Source organism: Streptomyces caelestis, from assembly GCF_014205255.1.
GTDB lineage: Bacteria > Actinomycetota > Actinomycetes > Streptomycetales > Streptomycetaceae > Streptomyces > Streptomyces caelestis.
The window spans coordinates 4355920-4382639 of sequence record NZ_JACHNE010000001.1 but is presented as its reverse complement, the minus strand read 5'-3'; the positions used below and the strand labels follow the sequence as shown (position 1 = coordinate 4382639).

26 protein-coding genes are annotated in these 26720 nt (G+C 69.3%); 13 read left to right on the top strand and 13 right to left on the bottom strand.

Going from position 1 to position 26720, the window contains the following annotated elements:
- Positions 1-5: 5 nt before the first annotated feature.
- A complete protein-coding gene (gene rplI, locus HDA41_RS19925) occupies positions 6-452 on the top strand; it encodes a 50S ribosomal protein L9 (protein WP_010032778.1) in 447 nt (148 codons plus the stop codon).
- Positions 453-582: 130 nt separating this feature from the next.
- Here the strand turns inward: rplI and HDA41_RS19920 are convergent, their stop codons facing one another.
- On the bottom strand, positions 583-1920 hold the full coding sequence (locus HDA41_RS19920) for an MATE family efflux transporter (RefSeq protein WP_184985772.1): 1338 nt from the start codon (positions 1918-1920) through the stop codon (positions 583-585).
- 460 nt (positions 1921-2380) lie between these two features.
- On the opposite strand from HDA41_RS19920, the gene dnaB reads away from it, so the two are divergent.
- Together dnaB and HDA41_RS19910 are read left to right on the top strand one after the other, a co-directional pair.
- A complete protein-coding gene (dnaB, locus tag HDA41_RS19915; RefSeq protein ID WP_184985770.1) occupies positions 2381-3862 on the top strand; it encodes a replicative DNA helicase in 1482 nt (493 codons plus the stop codon).
- A gap of 59 nt (positions 3863-3921) precedes the next feature.
- On the top strand, positions 3922-5307 hold the full coding sequence (locus tag HDA41_RS19910) for a serine hydrolase domain-containing protein (RefSeq protein ID WP_184985768.1): 1386 nt from the start codon (positions 3922-3924) through the stop codon (positions 5305-5307).
- A 55-nt stretch (positions 5308-5362) separates the two neighbouring features.
- Here HDA41_RS19910 and HDA41_RS19905 read toward each other — a convergent pair whose 3' ends face one another.
- Together HDA41_RS19905 and HDA41_RS19900 are read right to left on the bottom strand one after the other, a co-directional pair.
- On the bottom strand, positions 5363-5815 hold the full coding sequence (locus HDA41_RS19905; RefSeq protein WP_184985766.1) for a GNAT family N-acetyltransferase: 453 nt from the start codon (positions 5813-5815) through the stop codon (positions 5363-5365).
- A gap of 81 nt (positions 5816-5896) precedes the next feature.
- Positions 5897-6361 (bottom strand): MarR family winged helix-turn-helix transcriptional regulator, encoded by a 465-nt coding sequence (locus HDA41_RS19900; protein WP_184985764.1) that lies wholly within the window; start codon positions 6359-6361, stop codon positions 5897-5899.
- Between the two features lie 143 nt (positions 6362-6504).
- On the opposite strand from HDA41_RS19900, the gene HDA41_RS19895 reads away from it, so the two are divergent.
- Together HDA41_RS19895 and HDA41_RS19890 are read left to right on the top strand one after the other, a co-directional pair.
- The gene (locus tag HDA41_RS19895; RefSeq protein ID WP_184985762.1) at positions 6505-7713 is read left to right on the top strand and encodes an MFS transporter; all 1209 of its coding nucleotides are present in this window, start codon (positions 6505-6507) and stop codon (positions 7711-7713) included.
- A gap of 77 nt (positions 7714-7790) precedes the next feature.
- The gene (locus HDA41_RS19890; RefSeq protein WP_184985760.1) at positions 7791-8213 is read left to right on the top strand and encodes a GlcG/HbpS family heme-binding protein; all 423 of its coding nucleotides are present in this window, start codon (positions 7791-7793) and stop codon (positions 8211-8213) included.
- A gap of 72 nt (positions 8214-8285) precedes the next feature.
- On the opposite strand, the gene HDA41_RS19885 is transcribed toward HDA41_RS19890, so the two are convergent.
- The gene (locus HDA41_RS19885) at positions 8286-9152 is read right to left on the bottom strand and encodes a GNAT family N-acetyltransferase (protein WP_184985758.1); all 867 of its coding nucleotides are present in this window, start codon (positions 9150-9152) and stop codon (positions 8286-8288) included.
- A gap of 551 nt (positions 9153-9703) precedes the next feature.
- Between HDA41_RS19885 and HDA41_RS19880 the strand changes: the two genes are divergently transcribed.
- Positions 9704-11302: a globin domain-containing protein gene (locus tag HDA41_RS19880; RefSeq protein ID WP_230299488.1), complete on the top strand. Its 1599-nt coding sequence runs from the start codon at positions 9704-9706 to the stop codon at positions 11300-11302.
- A 14-nt stretch (positions 11303-11316) separates the two neighbouring features.
- Here HDA41_RS19880 and HDA41_RS19875 read toward each other — a convergent pair whose 3' ends face one another.
- The 5 genes from HDA41_RS19875 to HDA41_RS19855 form a co-directional block, all read right to left on the bottom strand.
- Positions 11317-11799 (bottom strand): NUDIX domain-containing protein, encoded by a 483-nt coding sequence (locus HDA41_RS19875; RefSeq protein ID WP_184985754.1) that lies wholly within the window; start codon positions 11797-11799, stop codon positions 11317-11319.
- 132 nt (positions 11800-11931) lie between these two features.
- A complete protein-coding gene (locus HDA41_RS19870) occupies positions 11932-12837 on the bottom strand; it encodes a LysR family transcriptional regulator (protein ID WP_086599160.1) in 906 nt (301 codons plus the stop codon).
- Between the two features lie 198 nt (positions 12838-13035).
- A complete protein-coding gene (locus tag HDA41_RS19865; protein WP_376706802.1) occupies positions 13036-14262 on the bottom strand; it encodes a cystathionine gamma-lyase in 1227 nt (408 codons plus the stop codon).
- On the bottom strand, positions 14259-14750 hold the full coding sequence (locus tag HDA41_RS19860) for a low molecular weight protein-tyrosine-phosphatase (RefSeq protein WP_184985752.1): 492 nt from the start codon (positions 14748-14750) through the stop codon (positions 14259-14261). The genes HDA41_RS19865 and HDA41_RS19860 overlap by 4 nt, the downstream gene beginning before the upstream one ends.
- Positions 14751-14756: 6 nt before the next feature.
- Positions 14757-15134, bottom strand: coding sequence for a phage holin family protein (locus HDA41_RS19855; protein WP_184985750.1), 378 nt, complete (start codon positions 15132-15134; stop codon positions 14757-14759).
- 60 nt (positions 15135-15194) lie between these two features.
- On the opposite strand from HDA41_RS19855, the gene HDA41_RS19850 reads away from it, so the two are divergent.
- The 4 genes from HDA41_RS19850 to HDA41_RS19835 all read left to right on the top strand — a co-directional run bounded on the left by HDA41_RS19850 (position 15195) and on the right by HDA41_RS19835 (position 17482).
- Positions 15195-15512 (top strand): cupin domain-containing protein, encoded by a 318-nt coding sequence (locus HDA41_RS19850; RefSeq protein ID WP_059414731.1) that lies wholly within the window; start codon positions 15195-15197, stop codon positions 15510-15512.
- Between the two features lie 166 nt (positions 15513-15678).
- Positions 15679-15891, top strand: coding sequence for a DUF5326 family protein (locus HDA41_RS19845; protein ID WP_184985748.1), 213 nt, complete (start codon positions 15679-15681; stop codon positions 15889-15891).
- Positions 15892-16099: 208 nt separating this feature from the next.
- The gene (locus tag HDA41_RS19840) at positions 16100-16948 is read left to right on the top strand and encodes an IclR family transcriptional regulator (RefSeq protein ID WP_376706801.1); all 849 of its coding nucleotides are present in this window, start codon (positions 16100-16102) and stop codon (positions 16946-16948) included.
- Positions 16949-17047: 99 nt separating this feature from the next.
- Positions 17048-17482 carry an SsgA family sporulation/cell division regulator gene (locus tag HDA41_RS19835; protein WP_184985746.1) on the top strand — a complete coding sequence of 145 codons (435 nt, stop codon included), beginning with the start codon at positions 17048-17050 and terminating at the stop codon, positions 17480-17482.
- A 107-nt stretch (positions 17483-17589) separates the two neighbouring features.
- Here the strand turns inward: HDA41_RS19835 and HDA41_RS19830 are convergent, their stop codons facing one another.
- Positions 17590-19287, bottom strand: a complete 1698-nt coding sequence (locus HDA41_RS19830) for a YibE/F family protein (protein ID WP_184985744.1) — start codon at positions 19285-19287, stop codon at positions 17590-17592.
- A gap of 254 nt (positions 19288-19541) precedes the next feature.
- On the opposite strand from HDA41_RS19830, the gene thiC reads away from it, so the two are divergent.
- Entirely contained in the window at positions 19542-21344 is a 1803-nt protein-coding gene (gene thiC, locus HDA41_RS19825; protein ID WP_221511565.1) for a phosphomethylpyrimidine synthase ThiC, read from the top strand.
- Between the two features lie 409 nt (positions 21345-21753).
- Here thiC and HDA41_RS19820 read toward each other — a convergent pair whose 3' ends face one another.
- Together HDA41_RS19820 and HDA41_RS19815 are read right to left on the bottom strand one after the other, a co-directional pair.
- Positions 21754-21966 carry a hypothetical protein gene (locus HDA41_RS19820; protein WP_184985742.1) on the bottom strand — a complete coding sequence of 71 codons (213 nt, stop codon included), beginning with the start codon at positions 21964-21966 and terminating at the stop codon, positions 21754-21756.
- Between the two features lie 138 nt (positions 21967-22104).
- Positions 22105-22557 (bottom strand): Lrp/AsnC family transcriptional regulator, encoded by a 453-nt coding sequence (locus HDA41_RS19815; RefSeq protein ID WP_184985740.1) that lies wholly within the window; start codon positions 22555-22557, stop codon positions 22105-22107.
- 154 nt (positions 22558-22711) lie between these two features.
- Between HDA41_RS19815 and HDA41_RS19810 the strand changes: the two genes are divergently transcribed.
- Both HDA41_RS19810 and HDA41_RS19805 read left to right on the top strand, forming a co-directional pair.
- The gene (locus tag HDA41_RS19810) at positions 22712-23650 is read left to right on the top strand and encodes a DMT family transporter (protein WP_184985739.1); all 939 of its coding nucleotides are present in this window, start codon (positions 22712-22714) and stop codon (positions 23648-23650) included.
- An 831-nt stretch (positions 23651-24481) separates the two neighbouring features.
- Positions 24482-25585, top strand: coding sequence for a hypothetical protein (locus HDA41_RS19805; RefSeq protein ID WP_184985737.1), 1104 nt, complete (start codon positions 24482-24484; stop codon positions 25583-25585).
- A 112-nt stretch (positions 25586-25697) separates the two neighbouring features.
- Here the strand turns inward: HDA41_RS19805 and HDA41_RS19800 are convergent, their stop codons facing one another.
- Entirely contained in the window at positions 25698-26564 is an 867-nt protein-coding gene (locus HDA41_RS19800; RefSeq protein WP_184985735.1) for a hypothetical protein, read from the bottom strand.
- Between the last annotated feature and the right edge of the window lie 156 nt (positions 26565-26720).

Here is a 26720-nt window from a genome sequence, read left to right as displayed (position 1 = left end):
GACACATGAAGATCATCCTCACCCACGAGGTCTCCGGCCTCGGTGCCGCGGGCGACGTCGTCGACGTCAAGGACGGTTACGCTCGCAACTACCTGATCCCGCGGAAGTTCGCTATCCGCTGGACCAAGGGTGGCGAGAAGGACGTCGAGCAGATCCGTCGTGCTCGCAAGATCCACGAGATCCAGACCATCGAGCAGGCCAACCAGGTGAAGGCCCAGCTCGAGGGCGTCAAGGTCCGTCTGGCTGTCCGCTCCGGCGACGCCGGTCGTCTCTTCGGTTCCGTCACCCCGGCCGACATCGCTTCCGCGATCAAGGCTTCCGGTGGCCCCGAGGTCGACAAGCGCCGCATCGAGCTGGGCTCGCCGATCAAGACGCTGGGCGCTCACGAGACGTCCGTGCGTCTGCACCCCGAGGTTGCCGCCAAGGTCAACATCGAGGTCGTCGCGGCCTGAGTGCCGCGCTCGCTGAGACAGTGAGCGATGGGGTCGCGCCCTTCGGGGTGCGGCCCCATCGTCGTTTCACGTGAAACACCGTGTTGGTGAAGCACCGTGTTTCACGTGAAACAGCCAGTGAGTCCGGCGGTCAGAGGGTCGCGCCCGTCACGATCCAACGGCCGGAGCGGGTCCGGAGCCACAGCGTCAGCATCCGCACGGTCATCATCAGCGTCATGGTGGCCCAGAGAGCGGTGAGCCCACCGCCCAGCACCGGCACCAGCAGAGCGACCGGGGTGAAGACCGCCAGAGTGAGCAGCATCGCCCAGGCCAGGTACGGGCCGTCGCCGGCGCCCATCAGGACTCCGTCCAGGACGAAGACGATGCCAGAGATCGGCTGTGAGAGGGCGACGATGAGCAGGGCGGGCAGCGCCACGTCCTTGACCGCGGAGTCACTGGTGAACAAGGGCAGGAACGCCGGGCGGGTGATGACGACCAGAATGCCGAGGACGACCCCGACGGCGATCCCCCACTCGACCATGCGACGGCACGCGTCTCGGGCGCCTTCTGCGTCACCGGCTCCGAGGTAGCGCCCGATGATGGCCTGGCCTGCGATGGCGATGGCGTCGAGAGCGAAGGCGAGCAGGCTCCACAGGGACAGAATGATCTGGTGTGCGGCGATGTCGGCATCCCCGAGACGGGCGGCGACCGCCGTGGCGATCATCAGGATCGCCCGCAGGGAGAGAGTGCGAACCAGCAGCGGCACACCGGCCTGTGCGGAGGCCCTGATCCCGGCGGCGTCCGGGCGAAGTGAGGCACCGTGCTTGCGCGCCCCGCGCAGAACCACCGCGAGATAGACCACGGCCATGCCCCACTGGGCGATGACGGTGCCCCAGGCGGAGCCGGCGATCCCCAGGTCGGCGCCGTAGACGAGCCCCGCGTTGAGAGCGCCGTTGGCGACGAAGCCGGCGATGGCTACGTACAGAGGGGTCTTGGTGTCCTGGAGGCCGCGCAGCACGCCGGTCGCCGCGAGGACGATGAGCATGGCCGGTATGCCGAGCGTGGAGATGCGCAGGTACGTGGTCGCATAGGGAGCCGCCGCATCCGAGGCGCCGAAGAGGTCCACGACTGTGGACGCCGTCGGCAGGAGGACGGCGACGACGGCAGCGCCGAGGAGCAGTGCCAGCCAGATGCCGTCCATGCCCTGGCGGATGGCGGATTGCAGATCACCTGCGCCGACGCGACGCGCGACCGCCGCTGTCGTGGCATAGGCGAGGAAGACGAAGACACTGACGGCCGTCATCAGCAGGGCCGAGGCGACGCCGAGGCCGGCGAGTTGGGCCGTGCCCAGATGGCCCACGATGGCGGTATCGGCCATGAGGAAGAGGGGCTCGGCGATGAGGGAGCCGAAGGCCGGCACGGCCAACGCCACGATCTCTCGGTCGTGCTGTCTCCGGCCGGTTCGGCGACGCGCAGGGGCCTGTGTCATGTGCACCAATCTAATCGTCCACAGGTAAGAGATACAAAGGTATTGCACCCCTTACCTTCCGTCTAGCGGTGCGCGCTGCTGTGCACCATTCGAAGCGATCTTGCGCCGGTTGGGGAAGTTTTTCTTCTGCACAGCCGGTGGACGGCAAAGCCGCAGGTCAGAGACACCTCTTGGAGGCGGCTCGATGCTTGTTCACAGGCCTGTCCACCGGGTCGTGCACAGGTTTTGAGGAGTTCTCCACAGCATCTGGGCCGTCGTCCACATGGCCTGTGGATAACCAGATTGGCTGACGGTGCCGACAGGCCTAACGTGGTCCGGCGCCCACTCCGTCTGCCGGTTTCAAAAGCGTCACAAAACCGGCGTTGGCTAACCGGAGTTGGGCGTCTCATTTGTCAGTGCCGTGCCGTAGAAAAGAGGGGCACGGTGAGGTCTGCTGCGGCGGACGGGAGGAGGTGGCTCGGTGAGCATTTCCGAGCCCTTGGACGACCCGTGGGCCGACAGCGGTCCCAGTGATCGTCTGCCCGCTTCCCGCCGTCGTGGCGACGGAGCCCGGGGCCGCGACGAGCAGCACGAGCGGGGGAGGGACAACGGGGCATGGGACGGCGGCGCCGCCCCGGCGTTCGAGCGGGTACCGCCGCAGGACATCGAGGCGGAGCAGTCCGTCCTCGGCGGCATGCTGCTCTCCAAGGACGCCATCGCCGACGTCGTCGAGATCCTCAAAGGCCACGACTTCTACAAGCCGGCCCACGAGACGATCTACCAGGCCGTTCTCGACGTCTACGCCAAGGGCGAGCCGGCCGACCCGATCACGATCGCCGCCGAACTCACCAAGCGCGGCGAGATCAACAAGGTCGGCGGGGCCTCGTATCTGCACACCCTCGTGCAGACGGTGCCCACGGCCGCCAACGCCGCCTACTACGCGGAGATCGTCCACGAGCGGGCCGTGCTGCGCCGCCTGGTCGAGGCGGGTACACGCATCACGCAGATGGGATACGCGGCCGACGACGACGTCGACGAGATCGTCAACCGCGCCCAGGCGGAGATCTACGCGGTCACCGAGCAGCGCACCAGCGAGGACTATCTGCCGCTCGGCGACATCATGGAGGGCGCGCTCGACGAGATCGAGGCGATCGGCTCACGCAGCGGCGAGATGACCGGTGTGCCCACGGGGTTCACGGACTTCGACTCGCTCACCAACGGGCTGCACCCGGGCCAGATGATCGTCATCGCCGCGCGTCCCGCCATGGGTAAGTCGACGCTCGCGCTGGACTTCGCGCGGGCCGCCTCGATCAAGAACAACCTGCCGAGCGTGATCTTCTCGCTCGAAATGGGGCGCAACGAGATCGCGATGCGTCTGCTGTCCGCTGAAGCCCGGGTCGCCCTGCACCACATGCGCTCCGGCACGATGACGGACGAGGACTGGACGCGCCTGGCCCGGCGGATGCCGGACGTCTCGGCGGCCCCGCTCTACATCGACGACTCCCCGAACCTGTCGATGATGGAGATCCGCGCCAAGTGCCGCCGCCTCAAGCAGCGCAATGACCTCCGGCTGGTCGTCATCGACTACCTCCAGCTGATGCAGTCCGGTGGTTCCAAGCGGGCCGAGAGCCGTCAGCAGGAAGTCTCGGACATGTCCCGTAACCTCAAGCTGCTGGCCAAGGAGCTGGAGCTCCCGGTCATCGCGCTCTCCCAGCTGAACCGTGGTCCCGAGCAGCGCACGGACAAGAAGCCGATGGTCTCCGACCTGCGTGAGTCCGGTTCCATCGAGCAGGACGCCGACATGGTCATCCTGCTGCACCGCGAGGACGCCTACGAAAAGGAGTCGCCACGCGCGGGCGAGGCCGACCTGATCGTGGCCAAGCACCGAAACGGCCCCACGGCGACGATCACGGTCGCTTTCCAGGGTCACTACTCGCGGTTCGTGGACATGGCGCAGACCTGAGCCCTCGCCGGCGGCGAAATGAGGTCGACTCGCCGGGCCGGGCCAGGTGGACTTGGGCCATGACGACACTCAAGGAAGAGCTGCTTCCCGCAACGAGTCGTGCGCTGCTGCACCGGATCGCCCTGGCACAGGCACAGGGGCGGGCCCCGTCGCTGGTCGCGGCCGTCATCCGGGACGGGCGGGCGGTGTGGCACGGCGCCCGGACATCGGTGGACGGGCAAGAGCCCGACGAGCACGTCCAGTACCGCATCGGTTCGATCACCAAGACCTTCACCGCCGTTCTCGTGCTGCGCCTGCGGGACGAGGGGCTGCTCGGGCTAGAGGATCCACTGGAGAAGTACGTGCCGGGTACCGGCGCGGGGGCGGCTACGATCGCCCAACTGCTCGCGCACACGGGCGGGCTGGCGGCCGAGTCGCCCGGGCCGTGGTGGGAGCGCACGCCCGGGTCCCTGCGGCCGGAGCTGGCCGACGTACTCGGTGAGCAGCCTCTTCTGCACCCCGTCGGCCGACGGCATCACTACTCGAACCCCGGCTACACGTTGCTGGGCGCGCTCGTGGAGGAGTTGCGGGGAACCTCCTGGGAGGAGGCTCTACGGCGTGAAGTGCTCGAACCGCTGGGGCTCGACCGGACCGGCGCGCGACCGCAGGCCCCGCACGCGGGTGGCTGGGCCGTGCACCCCTGGGCCGACGTGCTGCTGCCCGAGCCCGCAGAGGACCTCGGGCGTATGGCAGCCGCCGGTCAACTCTGGTCGACCACGGCAGACCTGGCCCGGTTCGCGGCCTTCCTGGTGAAGGGCGACGAGAGGGTACTGAGCGCCGAGTCCCTGCGGGAGATGCGGGTCCCGGCGGCGCCGGCGGAAGCCGCGGACGTGATGTCCGGTGACGCCTATGGCCTCGGCATGCAGATCCAGCGCCGGCACGGTCGGCTGCTCGTGGGGCACAGCGGATCCCTGCCGGGCTTCCTGGCGAATGTGAGCATCAGCGTGGAGGACGACGTAGCGGCGGTCGTGCTGGCCAACTGCACTTCGGGCCCACTGGTGTCAGCCGTTGCCGCCGATCTGGTCCGTATCGTCGCCGAGGCGGAGCCGCGCATCCCCGCCTCGTGGAGGCCGCTGAGTGACGTCGACCCGTCGACGTTGGAGCTGACGGGGCAGTGGTACTGGGGGACGTACGCGTTCGCCCTGCGGCTCACGGCCGACGGGCTCGCCTCGCTGGAGCCGCTGTCCGGCAACGGGCGACGCTCACGATTCCGCCCGAACGGCGACGGTACCTGGACCGGCCTGGAGGGTTATTACGCCGGAGAGCTCCTGAGGGCCGTACGGCGGCCGGACGGGTCCGTGAGCCACCTGGACCTCGGATCGTTCGTGTTCACGCGTCAGCCGTACGACGAAGAGGCTTCTGTGCCGGGCGGGGTCGACCCCGGGGGGTGGCGTGGGATCGGTTAGACGGTGACGTGGATGGGGCTCTGTTTCACGTGAAACAGAGCCCCATCCACGTCGGTCACAACGGAAGCTTGAAGCCCGTGTGGGAGGCTGTGAAACCGAGCCGTTCGTAGAAGCGGTGGGCGTCGGTGCGTGTGACGTCGGAGGTCAGCTGGACCAACTGGCAGCCCTGCTGCCGGGATTCGTCGATCGCCCACTCGATGAGCTGCGTTCCCAGTCCGCTGCCGCGATCCTCGGCATGGACGCGTACGCCTTCGATGATCGACCTGGTCGCACCGCGTCGGGACAGCCCGGGAATGATCGTGAGCTGGAGTGTGCCGACGACACGGCCCTCCCGGACCGCTACGACCAGGCGCTGGTTCGGGTCGGCGCTGAGCCTCTCCAGCGCGGTGAGGTAGGGGGCGAGGTCGTTGGGTGACTCGCGCTGTGCGCCCAAAGGGTCGTCCGCGAGCATGCCGACGATCGCGGGGACGTCCTCGGCGGTCGCGCACCGTATCTCAAGATCTTCCATGGGCCGCACCCTACGCAGCAACGGCCGGACCTGCGCAGGAGCGGCCGGATTCTCCGCAGGAACGGCCGGTGCGAGCGGCCTCTAGGCGGGAACCGGAGACTTCAGCGTCTCCACGGCCCGGACCAGGGGGGCCAGCTCGGGATTCTTCGCCGCCTCGTCGAGGGCCTCGCGCAGGGCGGCGTCGTTGGTCGGTCGGGCCTCCTCGAGCAGCTTGAGGCCTGCCTCGGTGACGTTCGTGTAGATGCCCCGGCGGTCGGTGGGGCAGAGGTAGCGCTCCAGGAGTCCGCGGTCCTCGAGCCGGGTGACCAGACGTGTGGTGGCGCTCTGACTGAGGACGACCGCGTCGGCGACCTGCTTCATCTGGAGATGCCCTCCGTCCCCGTCGTGCTGCCGGCTCAGCACGTCGAGAAGGGAGTACTCCCGCGCGCTCAGGTCGTGCTTGGCCTGCAAGGCGCGCTCGATGTGGGCCTCGATCCTCCCGTGCAGCAGGGAGAGGGCGCACCAGCTCTGGGCGAGAGCGGTGAGCGCGGGGTCCGTCGCTGTCATTGGCGTTTCCTCCGTCCCGGAGCGGCTGACACCCAGGGTAGAGCAGGACCGCAATTGACGGCGGTTGCATATAGCCCGCGTCCGCAATTATTGTGAGCGCGCGTAATGTGCTCCTGCAATCGTCTGGGAAGGTGTACCCCTCCATGCCTCTCGCGCTTCTGGCCCTCGCGATCGGGGCCTTCGGAATCGGAACGACCGAGTTCGTGATCATGGGCTTGCTGCCCGAGGTCGCGGGCGACTACGGGGTCTCCATTCCCACTGCCGGCTACCTGGTGACCGGCTACGCGCTCGGTGTCATGTTCGGCGCCCCGCTGATGACCGTTCTGGGCACCAAGGTCTCCCGCAAGCGGATGCTGATGCTGCTGATGGCCCTGTTCATCGTCGGCAACCTGCTCTCGGCACTCGCTCCCGCCTTCGCCGTCATGCTGATCGGCCGGATCGTCGCTTCGCTGGCCCACGGCGCTTTCTTCGGTATCGGCTCGGTCGTCGCGGCCGACCTCGCCGCCCCGGACAAGAAGGCCGGAGCCATCGCGATGATGTTCACCGGCCTGACTGTCGCCAACGTCGTCGGCGTCCCGCTGGGCACGCTCATCGGGCAATCCGTGGGCTGGCGGGTGACCTTCGGCATCGTCGCCGCCCTCGGCGCCATCGGCCTGACCGGCATCGCCCGGCTCGTCCCCGACATGCCCAAGCCGGAGGGGGTGCGCCTGCGGCACGAGCTCGCCGCCTTCAAGAACGTGCAGGTGCTGCTCGCGATGGCGATGACCGTCCTCGGCTTCGGCGGCGTCTTCGCGGCCATCACCTACATCGCTCCGATGATGACCCACACCGCGGGCTTCGCCGACGGCTCCGTCACCTGGCTGCTGGTCCTCTTCGGCCTCGGCATGGTCGGCGGCAACCTCGTGGGCGGCAAGTTCGCCGACCGCGCCCTGATGCCCATGCTGTACGTCTCCCTGGGCGCGCTGGCCGTCGTCCTGGCGCTGTTCACCCTCACCGCGCACGACAAGCTGCTGTCGGCCGTCACGATCGCCCTGATCGGCGCCCTGGGCTTCGCGACCGTCCCGCCGCTCCAGAAGCGGGTCCTCGACCAGGCGCACGGCGCCCCGACGCTGGCGTCCGCCGTGAACATCGGCGCCTTCAACCTCGGCAACGCCCTGTCCGCCTGGCTCGGCGGCCTCGTGATCGCGGCGGGCCTCGGCTACACCGCCCCCAATTGGGTCGGTGCCGTCCTGGCCGCGGGAGCCCTGGTCCTGGCCGTCCTCTCGGCCGCTCTGGAACGCCGCGCCGGCGCCCCCGGCTCCGTGGTCACGGGATCCGTGCCGACGGAGCAGCGGCCCGCCGTCCACCACTGAGCCACCGGCCGGCCAGGCTCACCGCCATTCCCCGACCCGGACCAGTACGACCCTGCCTGTTCCATGAGAACCACCTCATGAGCACCACCACCGCAGTCGTTCCGCTGACCGCCCAGGACGCCGACGTCCTCATCACCACCGCCCGGCGTGCCGCCGAGGCCGCAGGTGTCAGTGTCAGCGTCACCGTCCTGGACGCGGGCGGCCATCTGCTCGCCTTCCGGCGTGACGACCGTGCCGTGCTGATCTCCGGTGAGACCAGCACCCGCAAGGCCTACACGGCCCTCCAGCTGAACGCGGCCACCGCCGACCTCGTGGATGCCGTGCAGCCCGGAGGCCTCTTCCACACCCTGCCCACCGCGCTCGACCGGCCCCTGCTGTTCATCGCGGGCGGTGTGCCGGTGCACCGCGACGGTCGCCTGATCGCGGCGATCGGTGTCGGCGGCGGCGCCCCGGAGCAGGATCATGCCTTCGCCACGGCCGCCGTGGAGGCCCTCGCCTGAGCGGGCCTCTTCAGCGATACGACGCCGGTTCCCTGGTCTCTGGGGAGCCGGCGTTGTCGTATCGGGGCCCTTCTAGCCCGCCGCGACCGTGACCGGGGCGAACCGACGACTCCAGTCCCCGGGCAGCTCGGTGATCCCGTACGACATCACCGAGTTGAAGGCGACGGACGCCAGACCGCGCTCCTTCGCCCACGCGAGCAGTTCGGTGTGCCGTACGTCGATGTCGGTGCGCAGGGGACGGTCGGTGTGGGCGGCGAGGGAGGCGATGAGCGCCTGGGCCACCGACGTGTCACGCGCGATGAGCGGACCGACGACATGGGTGTCCATGTTGGGCCAGGCGGCCGCGTATCCGATGATCCGCCCGTCCTCCTCCGCCACACGCAACTGGTCGGCGAAGGCCGGCAGTCGGGCGACGATGTGGGTGCGGTCGGTCCCGAACGCCTGCTCGTCGAACCGGAGGATCACGGCGAGATCCTCGGCGGTCGCGGCACGGGTGGCGACCGTCGGCTGCGGCCCACTAGGAGTGAAACGCCCGCACACCATCTCCGCCCGTCCGGTGACCTTGAAGCCGAGTTCCTCGTAGAGGGGCCGGCCGTTCGGCGTGGCATGCAGGGTGAGAGGTGTGGTGCCCATAGAGGAGACGACGTGGCGCGTCAGGCGGCGTCCCACTCCCTGTCGGGCGTGTCGTGCGGCTACGAGGACCATGCCGATCGCCGCGAGGGAGGGACGCTCCTGCGGTCCGTACTCGGTGACGACACAGGCGCTCACGAGGCCGCCGTCGGGGTCGTCGATGCCGTAGCCCTTGCCGGCCGTGAGGAGGAAGCCCCACTTGTGCTCCTCCCGTGGCCACCCCCGATCCTCGGACAAGTCGGCGCAGGCGGCGAGGTCGCGGAGCGTCAGACGGCGGATGGGCAAAGAGGCAAGGGAAGGAGTCGGCACGCAGGTCAGGCTGTCCGACCGGAGCCCTGACGTCCACCTCTTTCCCCGGACGGATACGAGCTTTTGGCCAGTTTTAGCCGACTGCACACAGCGTGGACAGACGCCGGACGTTTCACGTGAAACGTGCGCGTCGCCCGCTCTTGACGGTACCGATGATGCGCGCCCTGCCCTCATTCGTGACGGGGCAAGGGGGGACTTGTGTGCACAGCGGTGGCCGGTAGGGTCGACTCCGGTTCACGTCCGGGGCGGGCGCCCCGTTCTGTGTGGGCCGCGTACAGGGCAATGCAGCCTAACGGGACGGAGAGATCGAAGACCCGCGTTTCCGGTTATGCGACTGAGCCGCCCAGACGAGTGGGAAGCTCAGGTGGGAATACTGCGGCCAATGTCACACTCTTGCCTTACTTGTCCGTACAGAGCTGGAACATGGGTTGAATGTGGCTGCATTGGCCGCGACACCGGATGGGTACGCAGTCCGTCCACGGGGGAAGCAGGCACCTTCCGACTGGGGAAGTGCGCAGACCGACCGAAAGATGCTCGAGGCGAGGCACACCATGGACGCTCCGACCACCACGTCGGCCGACAACGGCACTTCCGGCGGCGGGGGCGACTGGTTCACGCCCCGCACCAAGCCGACGCCGGGTAACGAGCCCGGGACACCGGACGGCCGTCGCCCGGCCGTGATACGCCCGGTGGGCCGGCAGACGGCCGACCCGGCAGCGCCGGCAGACGGCGCAGCGGCTCCACCCGCCTCGACGACCGACGGCGCCACAGACGGCGCGAGCACTCATGCGCCGGACCTGGAGCGCGAATCCCCGGACGCGATACCCGTGACCGCACCCGCCCCCTCGCCCGCACCCTCCACCCCTTCTCCCGCGGCCTCGTCGCCTCGACCCGCGCCCACGACGGACCCACCGGCCCCGGCCCCGGCGCCTTTCGCCTCCGCCACGGCTACTCCCCTCGAGTCGCGCGTACCCGCCCAGCAGCCCGCACCGGTGACACCCCCAGGACCGGCCGCCTCCGCCCCGGCCGAGGAAGGTTCCCCGGACGCCGTCCTCATTCGCCGGGCCATGGCAGAGGTCGCGCCCGTGGCCGACAAGGTCACCTCGTACTTCTACGCCCTGCTCTTCGTCCGCCACCCCGACCTGCGCTCGCTCTTCCCGGCCGCGATGGACACCCAGCGGGACCGGCTGCTCAGAGCACTGCTCACGGCTGCCGAGCACATCGACAACACCGATGTCCTGGTCGACTACCTGCAGAATCTCGGCCGGGGCCACCGGAAGTACGGGACGCGGGCCGAGCACTATCCGGCCGTCGGCGAATGCCTGATCGGCGCGCTGAGCAAGTACGCCGGCGAGGTCTGGTCCGCGGAGATGGAGGCGGCCTGGGTCCGGACGTACACCACGATCTCCCAGATCATGATCGACGCGGCGGCCGCCGACGAACTGCGTGCCCCGGCCTGGTGGTACGCCGAGATCGTCACGCACGACCTCAGGACGCCGGACATCGCGGTCGTCACCGTCCGCCCCGACCAGCCCTACCCTTTCCTCGCCGGGCAGTACACGAGCCTGGAGACCCCCTGGTGGCCCCGGATATGGCGGCACTACTCCTTCGCCTCGGCGCCACGCTCCGACGGCCTGCTGTCGTTCCACGTGAAGGCCGTCCCGGCGGGCTGGGTCTCCAACGCCCTGGTGCACCGCGCCCGACCCGGTGACATCGTCCGGCTCGGCCCGCCCGCCGGTTCCATGACCGTGGACCACACCACCGACAGCGGGCTGCTCTGCCTGGGCGGCGGCACCGGCATAGCGCCCATCAAGGCGCTGGTCGAGGACGTCGCCGAGCACGGGGAACGCCGGCCGGTCGAGGTCTTCTACGGTGCCCGCACCGACCATGACCTGTACGACATCGACACCATGCTCCGCCTTCAGCAGAGCCACCCCTGGCTCTCCGTCCGCGCGATCATCGACCAGCAGGCACACCAGCAGCTTCCGGACGCGGTTCGCGCTTACGGGCCGTGGAACGAGTACGACGCCTACCTGTCGGGCCCTCCCGGGATGATCCGCAGCGGTGTGGACGCCCTCCGGGACATCGGCATCCCGTCGGAGCGCATACGGCATGACTCCGTGGAGGAACTGGTCGCGGCCGGGTCCTGATTCCGCCTCCGGTGTCAGCCCAGGTCGGAGGCGTGCATGGCGAGTACGCCCTCGATGTTGCCGTCCAGGTAGTGCCGCAGCGACAACGGCACGAGATGGACGGAGGCGATTCCGACCCGGGTGAAGGGCACGCGCACGATCTCGTACTCGCCGACGGGCTCGTCCACCTCGGGGCCGTGGCGGAGCGAGGGATCCATGGACTCCAGGCGGCAGACGAAGAAGTGCTGCACCTTCACACCGGTCGCGCCGCCGTCGTCCCCAATGTGCTCCACGGTGTCCACGAAGCAGGGCACCACGTTGGTGATCTTCGCGCCGAGCTCCTCGTACACCTCGCGGTGCAGGGCGTCGACAACGGTCGGGTCGCTGGGCTCGACCCCGCCGCCGGGAGTGAGCCAGTAGGGGTCCAGGCCCGGCTTGGTGCGCTTGATCAGGATCAGGTCGTCACCGTCCAGCAGAACGGCACGGGCGGTGCGCTTGACCACAGGTCGGACGGTCATGGGTGAAATGTGGCCCGGTTGGTTCCACGTGAAACATCGCGAAACGTCACCGTCCGGGCTCTCAGAGTGAGGCACTGTCCGGACAGCCGGCATGCGCGCCCGCGCAACCCGGCACCCGCCCTCGGGCGCCTCCTAGCACCAGTCGGCCGCCGCCCGCTGCAACCACTCGTGGGCCCGCGCGATATGGGGCATCGCAAGCGTCCCGGTGCGGACCACCAGGAAGTACGTACGCAGCGGCGGCACCGCCGGCTCGTGCAGGGCGACGACGTCACCCCGCTCCAACGCCGCCGCGCACAGATATCGCGGCAGCACCGCCAGGCCCGCTCCCGCGACCGCGCAGGCCAGAACCGCACGCAGGTCGGGGACGACGACGGTGCCGGGGGCTGCCGGACGCGAGTCGAAGACGGAGGCCCAGTAGCGGGAGACGAAGGGCAGCGACTCGTGCACCTCCACCACGGGAACCTGCTCCAGGGCCGGTTCCGGCTTGCGGTCGGGCTGTCCGGCGCCGATCTGTTCGGCCCAGCGTGGGGCGGCGACCAGGACGTGTTCCTCGTCGCAGAGCGCAGTCGCCGTGAGCAGGGCACCCCGCGGGCGGGCCGTGCTGATGGCCAGATCATGATGCCCGGCGGAAAGCCCTTCCAGCGTTTCCTCGGCGTTCCCGAAGGAGGCGCGCAGGGCGAAGCCCTGGCCGTCCTCGCCGGTCAGCTCCGTGAGGGCGGGCAGGGCTCGTTCCGCGGTGAACTCCGGAGGTCCGGCGAGGTGCAGCGTCCGTAAGGAGGAGTCGTCGTCGAGGCCGGTCTCGGTTATCTCGACAAGGGCGTCGAGATGCGGTGCGGCCTTGTGGGCGAGTTCGTCCCCGATGCTGGTCGGGGTCACGCCGCGGGCCTGCCGCAGGAACAGGGGGCGGCCCAACTGCCGCTCCAGCGTGCGGATCTGGGAGGTGACGGCCGGCTGGGAGAGGCCGAGCAGGGCGGCGGCGCGGGTGAAGGAGCCGGCCCGGTGCACGGTCACGAAGGTCCGTAGCAAGGCCAGATCCACCACGCACTCTCCCCTCTTCGGCCCCGCTCCCGGCTCCCGGCCGTGCCCAACTATAAATAAGTCGATAGGTCTCTGTCGCTACTGTGATTGGACACTGACAGAGAGTCAACTAGCCTTGGTCGCGCGGTTCTTGCGCGCGGAACCGGGGGACGGTCCGAGCTACGAGGGGGGAGGCTCGGACCGTCCGTGGGGACATGGTCAGGCTGCCGACGTGTCCAGCGCGCGCAGCACATCGGCCACCAGGTCCTGCGGATCCTCGGCGCCGACCGACAGGCGGATGAAGCCCTCCGGTACCGCGTCACCGCCCCAGCGTCCGCGCCGTTCGGCCGTGGACCGCACCCCGCCGAAGCTCGTCGCGTCGTCCACGAGCCGCAGGGCGTCGAGAAAACGGTCGGCACGCGCGCGCGTGGGCAGCGTGAACGACACCACACACCCGAAGCGCCGCATCTGCTGCGCGGCGATCTTGTGCGCGGGGTCGCCGGGAAGTCCGGGGTAGCGCAGCCCGGTCACCTCGGGCCGCTCGCGCAGCGCCTCGGCGACCGCCAGGGCCGTCGCGCTCTGCCGGTCGACCCGCATCTGGAGCGTCGCGATGGAACGGTGCGCGAGCCAGGCCTCCATCGGCCCGGGAATGGCACCGACGATCTTGCGCCAGCGCCGTACGGCGGCCATGGCCTCGCGGTCCCGGCCGACGACGTAGCCCAGGAGGATGTCGCCGTGACCGGTGAGCTGCTTGGTGCCGCTGGCCACCGCGAAGTCCGCGCCGAGTTCCAGGGGGCGCTGGCCGAGCGGTGTCGCGAGGGTGTTGTCCACGGCTACCAGGGCGCCACGCGCGTGCGCCGCCTCTGCGAGCCGCCTGATGTCGCACACATCGAGCCCGGGGTTCGACGGGGTCTCGATCCACAGCAGCTTCGCGCCGTCGAGGACGTCGAGCTGGGCGTCACCGCCGGTGGGGGCGGTGCGCACCTCGATGCCGTACGCCTCCAGCTGGGCGCTCACCAGGGGCAGCGCCTGGTAGCCGTCGTCGGGCAGGACGCACACGTCCCCGGCGCGCAGCTGGGAGAAGAGGACCGCCGAGATCGCGGCCATGCCGGAGGCGAACACGAGCGTCTCCACGCCGTCCTGGCCGGGCGCCTCCAGCTCGCCTACGGCGCGCTCCAGCAGCGTCCAGGTCGGGTTCTCGTCACGGCCGTAGGTGTAGGGGCCGGTGGGCTCGCCCGGCAGGTGGTAGTGGGCGGCGAACACCGGTCCGGGCAGGGTGGGCTCGTACTTGGCCGGCTCGGGCAGCCCGGCCCGCACCGCGCGCGTGCCCTCACCGGCAACCGCGGCCGCCTGGTCGCCGTCGCGCGCCATGCGGCCCGCGGCACCCGTCGCCGGACCTGCGCCGCCCGTCACCCGATGCGCGTCATCCGTCGCGGATTCGCTCATGCCGCCTGTCCCTCCAGGTCCTCACGCACTGCGATGAGCAGACCGGCGCTCGCCGCCTCCACCATCTCAAGGCACTCCTCGAAGCCCTCGGCGCCCCCGTAGTAGGGGTCCGGTACGTCGAGGTCGCCGTCGGCGGCGGGGTCGTACGAACGCAGCAGACGCACCTTCTGCGCGTCCTGTTCCGTGGGCGCGAGGCGGCGCAGCGCCCTGAGGTGGCCGGAGTCGAGGGCGACGACCAGGTCGAGACGGGAGAACCACGACGACTGGAACTGCCGGGCCGTGTGGCCGGTGGCGTAGCCGTTCTCCTCCAGGATCGCCACCGTGCGCGGGTCGGCGCCGTCGCCCTCGTGCCAGCCGCCCGTGCCGGCGCTGTCGACCTCGACCAGCCCGCCGAGACCGGCCTCCGCCACACGCGCGCGGAAGACGATCTCGGCTATCGGGGAGCGGCAGATGTTGCCCGTGCAGACGAAGCAGACGCGGTATGTCATGCCTGCTCAGTCCTTGTCGGGCAGGACGACGTTCAGCGCCCAGGAGACGACCGAGATGATCAGGCCGCCCAGGACGGCCGTCCAGAAGCCCTCCACGTGGAAGCTGAGGTCGAGCTTGTCGGCCAGCCACGAGGTGAGCAGCAGCATCAGCGCGTTGACGACCAGGGTGAACAGGCCGAGCGTCAGGATCAGCAGCGGGAGGCTGAGGAGCTTGACGACCGGCTTGACCAGGAAGTTCACCAGGCCGAAGATCAGCGCGACGATGATCAGGGTGCCGATCTTCTTGCCCGTGCTGTCACCGGTCAGGGTGATCTTGTCGAGCAGCCATACGGCGACCGCCAGGGCACCCGCGTTGGCGATCGTCTTGACTACGAAATTCATCATGTGTCTGATCGTTGCAGACCTGATCGGACATGGGCACAAAAGGCAGGGGCGGACAAGGCGATGAAGGCATTCCGGCTGGACGAACTGGAGGCGGAGCGCGCCGCGAACGAGGGCGCCTACCTGCAGTTTCTGCGGGAGCAGAACATGTCGGTCGGCCTGTACGCCCTCGATGCGGGCGACCAGGATCCACAGAAACCGCACAATCAGGACGAGGTCTACTTCGTTGTGAGCGGCCGCGCCGCGATCACCGTCGGCCTGGAGACGACGCAGGTGGCACGCGGCAGCGTGATCTACGTACCGGCCGGCGTCGCGCACAAGTTCCACCACATCACCGAGGACCTGAGGGTGCTGGTGGTCTTCTCTCCGCCCGAGAGGTGACGCCCGGCCTCGGGGTTCCCTAGGGGATCGGTCAGGGGAGGACAAGGGGTGCGAGCCCCCCGCACGACCCCCTCCCGCACCTAGCATCGAGGGCAGGACATCAGGAGATCCAGAGAGACCGACAGGACCCGGCACTCGAACGGGCGGAGAGGTAAGGACGAGGGCGATGCGAGAGATCTTCACGGGACTGCCGTGGTGGGTGAAGTGGGTCGCGGTGCCGGTCATCGCCCTGGTCGTGTTCGGCGGGCTGATCGCCAGCGTGGTCGGTTTCGTCATCGGACTGCTCTTCAAGGTGCTGGTCTTCGTCGCACTGATCGGCGGACTGATCTACGTCGTACGGAAGTTCACATCGAGTTCCTCGTCGCGCAGCGACTGGTGAGACCGGTGGGAAACCGGTGGGGGTAGCGGGAAACACCCGGGGTCACCGGTTCCCTCGGCCGGGGGAAGTTTCCCTTCCGGGCCGTCTGCGTGCGGTGGCAGACGAATAGAGTCCGGAACTCGACGCGGGGACATCCCCCGCGAGCGGCGTACACCCCCACCCGTGTCCATCGGCACGGTCTACCCTCTCGCGCTTCGGGAGTGAACCCTTGGCCCCGGCTGACACCGCACGTGTCCACCTGCACACCGTCCCCGCGCAACCCCGCTCGGCGCCCCCCTCCGATCAACCGCCTCGCGCCACGCCTCCCCCTCCGGCGACCCTCATCGGATCCGTGCAGCGCGCGATGCGCCTGCTGGAGACCGTCGCCGCGCACGAATACGGCGCTCCCGCCAAGCAGTTGGCCCGGGAGACCGGTCTGGCCCTGCCCACGACCTACCACCTGCTGCGCACCCTCGTGCACGAGGGCTATCTGCGCCGGGACAAGGGCCTGTTCTTCCTCGGTGATGCCGCCGAGCGGCTGAGCAGCAGCGGGGCACGGCAGAAACGTCGCAGCACGGTCGTCGACGCGCTCGCGCACTGGCGGGACATGCTGGGCGTCCCCGTGTACTACGCGGTGTACCGCGAGGGCGAGATCGAGGTCATGTGCGTCTCCGACACCCCGGGTAATCCCGCGGTCGAGGAGTGGGCCGACTTCCGGGAGACCGCGCACGCACACGCCATCGGGCAGTGCCTGCTGTCCCAACTGGACGAGGAGGCCCGCCGGGACCACCTCGAGCGCTATCCGGTGCAGGCCCTCACGCCGTACACCGTGCGGGACAACCACAGCCTGCTGCGCCGTCTGGAGCGGGTGCGACGCACCGAACCTGTGATCGAGCGTCAGGAGTACGCCCTGGGCGCCGTCTGCGCGGCGATTCCGCTCACCCTCGGCACCACAGCCGCGACGATGGCCATCTCCCTGCCCGCCCACCAGGAGGACCGGCTGCTCCCGGCGGCCCGGCAGTTGCAGGGCGAGATCGGCCGTCTGCTCGGTTCGCTCGCGCTCTCTATCAGTATGTGAAAACTCACTCCTTGTGATCTGCTGTGTACGTTCAGCAAGATTCCACCAAGTGTCAGAGGTTGGTTCCCGGCCAGTCCACGGCGAATGACGGGGTTAGCGATGCGCGAGTCCGTACAGGCAGAGGTCATGATGAGCTTTCTCGTGTCCGATGAGCTCTCCTTCCGCATTCCGGTGGAGCTGCGCTATGAGACCAGTGATCCCTATGCCGTCCGGCTCACCTTCCACTTGCCCGGTGATGCCCCGGTGACATGGGCCTTCGGCCGGGAGCTGCTGATCGACGGGGTCGGCCGGCCGTGCGGGGAGGGCGATGTGCGGGTCACGCCCGTCGAGCCGGACGCGCTGGGCGAAGTGCTGATCCGGCTTCAGGTGGGAAGCGACCAGGCGCTGTTCCGCTCGTCGACGGCACCGCTGGTCGCCTTCCTCGACCGCACCGACAAGCTGGTGCCGCTGGGCCAGGAGGGCTCGCTCGCTGACTTCGACGCCCATCTCGACGAGGCCCTGGACCGCATCCTGGCGGAACAGGGCGCCGGCTGAGGCATCCGTCGGGCGGCGCGGTGGAGTAACGCTTCACCGGATGCCGCCGAGCTGCGCAGGAACGCTTCTCCGTACGGCGGGGAGATGGCTCCGGAGTTCGAGAGCGGTCAGCGCTTGCGGCGCCGGCCCTTGCCCCCGCGTGCGGGGACCGCGGCGGCCTCTGCGACGGGCCGCTCTCCCGGGCGGTCGGCCGAGACCACCAACGCGGCCAGGGCCGTGGTGACCGGCACCGAGGCGACCAGCCCGATCGAACCGATCAGCGTGCGCACGATCTCCTCCGCGACCAGCTCGCTGTTGGCGACCGTCCCGACACTGCTCTGCGCGATGGAGAACAGCAGAAGCAGCGGCAGGGCGGCACCCGCGTAGGCGAGGACGAGCGTGTTGACGACCGAGGCGATGTGGTCGCGGCCGATGCGGATACCCGCGCGGTAGAGGCCGCGCCAGCCCATGGACGGGTTGGCCTCGTGCAGCTCCCAGACCGCCGACGTCTGCGTGACCGTCACGTCGTCGAGCACACCCAGCGATCCGATGATGACGCCGGCGAGCAGCAGACCGCTCATGTCGATCGTCGGGTAGAGGCCGTGGATCAGACCGGTGTTGTCGTCGGTGTTGCCGGTGAGCGCGGCCCAGCCGATGAACAGCGAGCCGAGAACGCCGATCAGCAGCAATGAGATGAGAGTGCCGAGCACCGCCACCGATGTCCGGGCCGACAGGCCGTGACACAGATACAGGGCGATGAGCATGATGGCGCTCGCGCCCACCACCGCCACGAGCAGCGGGTTCGAGCCCTGAAGGATCGCGGGCAGGATGAAGAGGTTCAGCACCATGAAGCTGATGGCCAGCGCGACCAGGGCCATGACGCCGCGCAGCCGCCCGACGACCACGACGGCCAGGGCGAAGATGCCGGCGAGCAGCGCCAGGGGCAGGCGGCGGTTGATGTCGGTGACCGAGTACTGGAGGTCCTTCGGCGCGGAGGGTTCGTAGGCGACCACGACCTCCTGGCCCTCTTCCAGCTGGCGGGACTGGTCCGGCTGGACGATCTCGGTGAAGGTACGGCCCTTGTCCTTGCCGCTGTCGACCCGGATCGTCGCCCGCTTGCAGGTGCCGTTCTCCTGCTGCACCGCGGAGGAGCCCTCGGCGGTGGAGGTGTCGCCGGTCGGCGGGACACCCGAGGCGCCGGCCTCCTTGCAGCTCACCTCGACAACCTTGGTGACCGAGGCCTGCTGCGTCTGCCGGTCGAAGCCGACGCCGGTGCGCTCGTGCGGCGGGGCGCCGCCCGGCCACAGCACGGCGAGACCGACCAGCACGGCAGCGGCGAAGGGGATCAGGACCGCCGCGATGACCTTGCGCAGGTGCATCGAGACGGGCGTGGCAGGACCGTGGCTGTGACTGTGCGAGTGCCCGTGTCCGCCGTCCGGTGAGGGGCCGGGTCCGTTTCCGTGACCGTGCCCGTCGCCCCCACCGTTCCCCTGGCCGCCACCGTGGCCATGACCGTCGCCGGGACCGTGGCCTTCGCCGTGCCCGTCGTCTCCCCCGTGACCGTGGCCTCCACGAGGCCCGTCGCCTCCATCGGGGCCGGAACCGCGCCAGCCTCCGGAGCCGGCACCATACGCCCCGGCCGGGCCGGCGCCCTGTCCGCGCCCGGGACCGGGGCCTTGCCCGTTCCCGGGCGCCTGTCCCCGGGCAGGCCCCAGCCCGCCCGGGGCGGCGAAATCGTGCTCGTGCCCACGGCCGTTGCCGTTGCCGGCGCCGGATCCGCGAGGCGGTTCGGGCGGTGGGTAAGGAGGACGCTGCGTCGTGGTCACCGACCGATCATCGCAAGAACGAGGGGGGCCCTCTGTTCACCGCGCCAGAATTGCCGCTAGCGTGGAGGCACCTTTTGTACACGCGGGAGCTCGGAGCACCGGGCTGAGAGGGCGCTGACCTCCGTCCCAGCGATGTTTCACATGAAACGTCACCGAAGTCGAGTGATGTTTCACACGAAACGTCGGCAGACGGAAGCCGCTGCGTCGACCGCCGAACCTGTTACCGGGTAATGCCGGCGTAGGGAGTAGGTCTCATGACCAACAAGGACGCACGCACGCCTGCCTCCGTTCAGGACGCACAGTCCGAGGAGGCCGGGAAGTCCATCGGCTGGCACAAGGCGTATGTCGAGGGCTCTCGCCCCGACCTGCGGGTGCCGGTCCGTCAGGTCCACCTCACCAACGGGCAGTCCGTCACGCTGTACGACACGTCGGGCCCGTACACCGATCCTCTCGGCGAGACCGACGTCCGCAGGGGCCTGTCGCCGCTGCGTGAGAACTGGATCATCGCCCGCGGCGACACCGAGGAGTACGCGGGCCGACCCGTCCGTCCCGAGGACGACGGCATCAAGCACACCTCGCCGCGCGGCGGCCTGCGCAACCTCGACGCGGTCTTCCCTGGCCGGCCGCGCCAGCCGCGCCGCAGCAAGGACGGCAAGGCGGTCACACAGCTCGCCTACGCCCGCCGCGGTGAGATCACGCCCGAGATGGAGTACGTGGCCATCCGGGAGAACGTTTCGCCCGAGGTGGTCCGCGACGAGATCGCGGCGGGCCGCGCAGTGCTGCCGGCCAACGTCAACCACCCGGAGATCGAGCCGATGATCATCGGCAAGCGGTTCCTGGTGAAGGTCAACGCCAACATCGGCAACTCCGCGGTGACGTCCTCCATCGAGGAGGAGGTCGAGAAGATGACCTGGGCGACCCGCTGGGGCGCCGACACGGTCATGGACCTGTCCACCGGCCGCAACATCCACACCACGCGCGAGTGGGTCCTGCGCAACTCCCCCGTGCCCATCGGCACCGTGCCGCTCTACCAGGCATTGGAGAAGGTCGACGGCCGGGCCGAGGAGCTCACCTGGGACATCTACAAGGACACGGTCATCGAACAGGCCGAGCAGGGCGTGGACTACATGACGGTCCACGCGGGCGTGCGCCTGGCGTACGTGCCGCTGACGGCCAACCGCAAGACCGGCATCGTCTCGCGCGGCGGCTCGATCATGGCCGCCTGGTGCCTCGCGCACCACAAGGAGTCGTTCCTGTACGAGAACTTCGAGGAACTCTGCGAGATCCTCGCCGCGTACGACGTCACGTACTCCCTCGGCGACGGCCTGCGGCCGGGCTCGATCGCGGACGCCAACGACGAGGCGCAGTTCGCGGAACTGCGGACTCTCGGGGAACTCAACCGGATCGCGAAGCGTTTCAACGTACAGACCATGATCGAAGGCCCGGGCCACGTCCCGATGCACAAGATCAAGGAGAACATCGACCTTCAGCAGGAGATCTGCGATGAAGCTCCGTTCTATACGCTCGGCCCGCTGACCACGGACGTCGCGCCGGCGTACGACCACATCACCTCCGGCATCGGTGCCGCGATGATCGCTTGGTGGGGCACGGCGATGCTGTGTTACGTCACGCCCAAGGAGCACCTGGGCCTGCCGAACCGTGACGACGTCAAGACCGGCGTCATCACCTACAAGATCGCCGCCCACGCAGCGGATCTCGCCAAGGGACACCCGGGTGCCCAGGAGTGGGACGACGCGCTGTCCGACGCCCGTTTCGAGTTCCGGTGGGAGGACCAGTTCAACCTCGCCCTCGACCCGGACACGGCACGGCAGTTCCACGACGAGACCCTGCCGGCGGAGCCCGCCAAGACGGCTCACTTCTGCTCGATGTGCGGTCCCAAGTTCTGCAGCATGAAGATTAGCCAAAGCATCACAGAGCGGTTCGGCAGTGCCGACGCTGAAGGCGCGTCGCATGAGGAGGTCGCGGCGGGGATGCTCCAGAAGTCGAAGGAGTTCGCTGAGGCGGGGAACCGGGTTTACCTGCCGATCGCGGACTGAGCCCACCCTACGGCGGTCCGTGCGGTCTGGCTCCGGCTGACAGCACGGGCCGCCTGGTCGTTGCCGGCGCAGGGCGGCTGGAGCACTGGAGTCACTGCTTCCCTGACCTACCACGAAGAGCCTCGCTTGGGGCGGCCGGTGATGGCCGGCAGGGTCGTCGTTCTGATCCGGTGGTAGGTCCGGAAGCCGCTCACGGCCACTCCTGCCCAGATCACGGTGCTGACCAAGGGCCACCACAGACCCCACCCTCGCTCACCCCCGATGAGGCCGCTCATCCAGTTGCCCGCCCAGCCGACCGCGAGGAGGAGCGCCACCCATCTGCCCCACCGTCAGGTCCGCATGGTTCCGCGAGCACGGGCTTCCTGGGGAGTCTGCCAGCCCTTCTGACAGCACGCGCCCTCCATGACCGTCAGCGTTCAGGGCGCAGGTCACGGTTCTCGAACGCACGCCGGACCGCGGCGCCCTCGTCTTCGACCAGTCCGGCGGCATCCGGCAGTTCCAGCACGGTGGCGCAGTGCTCGCACACCATCGTCCCGCTTGCGGCCGGGTCGGCCGGCCTGCTCCCGCATGCCTTGCACATTCCCTCGCCCTGGGCGCTGTCTCGTATCCGTCGCTCTTCCATCAGGTGCCTTCCTTCTCACTGCACGGTGCCGGTGTCCGGGTCGTCCTGAAGCCGGGTGCCCTGAAAGGCGTACGGCCTATCCGACCCGCAGGTCGCGGCGGCGGCTGCGCGCACTGCTGATCACGACCCTGGAGGGCCTCACATCGGCTCGATGACGTTCTGCCGCAGGTGCCCGTAGACCACCGAGGTGCGTACGTCCGCGAGTTCCTGTCGCTCAGTCAGCTTGTCGAGGACCACCGAGTGCAGATGGTCGGTGTCGCGGACCGCCACATGGATGAGGAAGTCGTCGGTGCCCGTCAGCACGAAGACCGAGATCACCTCGGGCATCCGCGCCACGAAGGCCTGGAACTGTTCGATGACCGCACGAGTCGGCGGCCGCACCCGCACGGCGATCATCGCCTGCAGTCCCCGGCCCATCGAGGCGAGGTCCACTTCGGCGTGGAATCCGAGCAGCACGCCGCGCTCGCGCAGGGAGCGCACCCGCTCCAGACAGGTGGAAGGGGCGATCCCCAACTCCTGTGCCAGGTCCCGGTTGGTACGCCGACCGTCTTGCTGCAGAAGCCGCAGCAACGCCGAATCAAGTTCGTCCATGTTCCGTTAAACTCTCACTTTCCCGAATTATATTCGGCAAGTATGCCATGCACCCGTTGAATTGCTAGCGTGTGGGCCATAATTCCGTCCACGATTCGCCTTCCTGTGCGGCCCGGGCGGAGTCGGGGAGTGCGGACCGAAAGGGAGAACACGGGTGGACGAGGGGAAAGCCAAGGGCTGGGCGATCTGTGCCGTAGTGGCGGCCGCGCTTTTCTGGAGCAGCTCGTACGCGGTGACCAAACAGGTCCTGGCGGACGTCGGTCCGCTGAGCATCGGGGCCATCCGCTTCACGCTCGCCGCCGCCCTGCTCGGGATCATGGTGCGCATGCGACGCAAGCCGGTCGCGCGGCCGGATGCCCGCCAGCGGCGAATGATCCACCTGAGCGGCCTGCTCGGCATCACGGTCTACTTCGTGCTGGAGAACGTCGGCGTCCAGCTGTCGACCGCCTCGGATGCCTCTCTGATCGTGGCCACCTACCCGCTGATGACCATGCTGCTGGAGCTTGTGGCCTTCCGGACCCGGATGCCGCTGCTCCGGGTCGGCGGTGTGCTGCTCGCCACCGTGGGCGCCTTCCTGGTCGTGCGCAACGGAGCGGAAGTCGGTGGCAGCGAACGCTGGTTCGGCGATGTCCTGCTGCTGCTCGGCGGACTGGTGTGGGCCGGGTACAACGTGCTGGGCAAGTACGCGGGCCGCGGTCAGGACGCGATGACGCTCACCTACTACCAGACCGTGGCGGGCGCCGCCGGCTTTCTGCTCGCTTCGCTCCTGGAGGCCGGGGACTGGCAGGTACCGAACGGGACGGCCTCGGCACTTCTCGCCTATCTGGCCGTGGCATGTTCCGTCGGCGGCTTCCTTCTCTACAACTACGGCCTGCGCAGAATGACCTCGAGTGTCGCGGTCAACATCCTCAACCTCGTACCGGTGTTCGGTGTGCTCGGTGCCGTGGTGATCAACGGAGAGACAGTCCGGCTCGGGCAGGCCTTGGGTGGCGCGATCATCATCGCCGGTGTGGCGCTGGGAGTCATCGAACGCCGAACGGCTGTCGAGGGAGCCGCGGTTCCCGAGCCGGCCGTGGTCGGCGCGCGCACCTGAAGGAGTCCGTCCTGGGGCCAAACCCAGCCCCGGAAAGACGACCGAGCGCCTCGTTGCCGTCGCGGCACGACTGCGCGCCTGCTCGCCAGGCCGGAGATCCGCCACCGCCGGGAGCTGACCACCGGCTGGTTGTCCATGGCCATCGGCATCTCTGTCGCCGCCGTCGCCTGACACCGCTGAGGCCCACCAGCGTTGACCGGACGCCGTTCACGCCGACATCCGCGAACCCCCTCCGGTGGCTGGGCCGTGGGCGGCTCCAGGCCAGCACGGTGGCGGCGCCCCATCGGCCGTTGGTGACGCGGGGCGTCAGGAGGGCACCGCCGAGTGAGGCGTCCGGCGCGGCGGGAACAACGGGGCGAGAAAACAGGGGGCCTTACGCCTGCCCGCGAACCGGGCTGGCTGTTGGCCTGCCCGCAATGGCCCGGTCGGCCCCCCTGTTCTTCGAGGCTCGTCCCATGGGGGCTGCCTAAAGTCTCGGAGGCCGTCGACCCCCAGCCCGCCACGCCCCTGCCCGCGGCGGTCGGTCGACGCCTCGATTCCTCGGGCGTGCTGCCGTCTGGGGCGCCCGGCGACCGGCCGGGACCGGCGGTCACGCCGCACGCCCGGCCGGGGCGGAGAGGACGGCATGGCCGATCCCAGAAGTCGAAGGAGTTCGCGGCGAGCGGGAACAGGGTGTACCCGCCGATCGCGGACTGATCCGGCCGCACGCAGGCCGGGGGCCGGTTGGCCCCGGTTGCCGGCCTGTCGGGCTGACCCGGCTCGCGGCGCTGATCGCGTAACGGAAACGGCACGACGTCGCCTGTTCGCTCCAAGATCCCTAGTGTCGCCGGCATGGATGGGATCGATGTGGTCAACGGCGTCGTGGGCGCTGTACTAGGCATGTTGTTCGCCGTGCTGTTCCAGCAGCCGCTACATGACGCGTGGTACCGCCTGCGCAGACGCTCGACGAGCGCGATCCGCAGCCTGGGCAGGCAGGACGAGTCGGCGCCCGCCTGGCGGGCGTTCTCCCTCGGCCCGCTCCAGACGTCCGCCCTGATCGTCGAGGGCGACGGAGAGTTGCCCATATCGCCTGAGACAGTCCACGTGCACGTACTCGACGAGGAGGTGACGCTGCCCTCGGACATGGCCGGCTGGCGGGACGAGATCGCCGCGGAGAGCGAGCGTCTGCAAGCCGAGGGACGCGCACCCCTGTGGAACGGCCCCCGGTACGCGGTCGAATCCCTCGACATCTCCCGTACGGCCCTCGAGGAGCGACCCGAAGTCCACCTGAGGCTGCGGCCGACCGACTACTACACGTTCCTCGCCGCGCAGCAACTCGACCGCCGGCTCCCGGACGGCACGACGCCCAGGTCGCGCTATCTGGACCCGGACGAGCCGCTCAAGGCTCCGGCCTTCCTCCAGTGCAGCCTGGGGGTCAACATCGCGGTCGTCACCGCGGACGACATGCTCGTGGTGACCCAGCGCAGCGACCGGGTCAGGATGGCACCGGGCGTCTGGAACTCCTCCGTCAACGAGGGTCTGTCACGGCACATCGACTCATCGGGGAGGAACGCACCGGACCTGCACGCGGTGGCCCGCCGCGGCATGCGGGAGGAACTGTCCCTGGAGGCCCACGAGTACACGCTCACGCTGCTGGCCTTCGTGCTGGACGTGGACAGGAGGGCCTGGAGCGGGCACTTCTACGCGAGGCTGCAGGAGCTCAAGAGCACGGATCTGCAAGCCCGGATGAGCAGGGGCGTCGCCGACCGCTGGGAGCACCAGACGATCGACTTCGTCCCCTTCCGGCCGACGACGGTGGTCAGATACCTGCTGCGCGACGACCGCGTGCACCGGTGGGCGCCGACGGCACCGGCGCTGTACCACCTCGCGCTGGTACATGTCTTCAGCCGTCGCACGGTCGAACGGGTCGAGGCGCAGATCCTCCGCCGCCTGTGAAACCACCGACCGCATGGACCCGGTGTCGCAGGGCCGGGTGCCCGGCTTGCGCTCCCTGAGTTGCTCCCGCGGGGGAGCGCAAGCGACGGGCGCTGCGAGAGGGCGCCGACGGCTACTCCGGCTGGTGTTCCGGGCCTCCGAAGTCCGGACTGGTGTAGTCCGGGCTGCTGAAGCTCGGGCGCGAGCCGCGGGTGCCGTCCTCCGGACTGGTGAAACCCGGGCGGTCGTAGCCGAGGTGCGGGATGCGGCTGACCGGTGTGGACGGGGAGGTGTGGTGCAGCGCGGCGGCCGCATTCGGGTCGACGAGGGCCTCCCGGAGGAAGGGCAGGATGCCCCGCTCCAGCAGAGCCTCGCTCCAGGCCTGCCTGGCCCGGTCCACCTCCCCTTGCAGTTCGCCGTGCGGGCCGCTTTCGGCCGTCGGCTTGTTGCGCAGGGCGGTGATCAGCAGTCCCACCGCGGCGACGAGGATCGCGACCGCGGTCACGGCGCCGAACACCCAGCCCGTGGTGAGCATGGTCCGGGCGAACGTCTGCTCGGGGTTGAGCATCTGGAGGATGTAGCCGACGAGCAGGAAGATCGCCGCGGCGGTTCCCGCGAGGACGGGGGCGAGGACGGCGACGACCGCGATGGCGCCCGCGCCGGCGGTCTCGGCGACCTCGCCCATGGTGGCGGCGAGGCCCGCGGCGCCCGTGTCCGGCTCGGAGGAGCCGGATTCGCGCACGGTCGGACGGCTGGACGGCGCCGGCTGGCGCATTTCCTCGCGGACCTTGACGTAGTGCTGGTACTCGGTCGACGCGGCCGCCGTGATGAGCGCGGTGGCGTTCAGCGCCATGGTGCGCAGTTGTTCGGGGTTGAGCCGCTGTCCGACAGCGGCCAGTTCCGGACGGCGTGGTGCGGAGCGCAGCGCCTCATCGAGGATCCGCTCGTATTCCTGGCGGTCCTCGCTCAGCAGGTGCTGCGGAACGCTGTTCATGTGCATCCCCCGATGCTCCGTAGGGCTTGGGGCTCGGCATGCTGACGAGCCGTCGGGCAGAAACGGAGGGGAGCCTGCTACGGATAAGCCGATGGTAGAGCCGTGAAGGTGGGCGGTGACAGGGGGTTTACCGAAATTGGCCCCTCACCGGTCCGGTCCTGT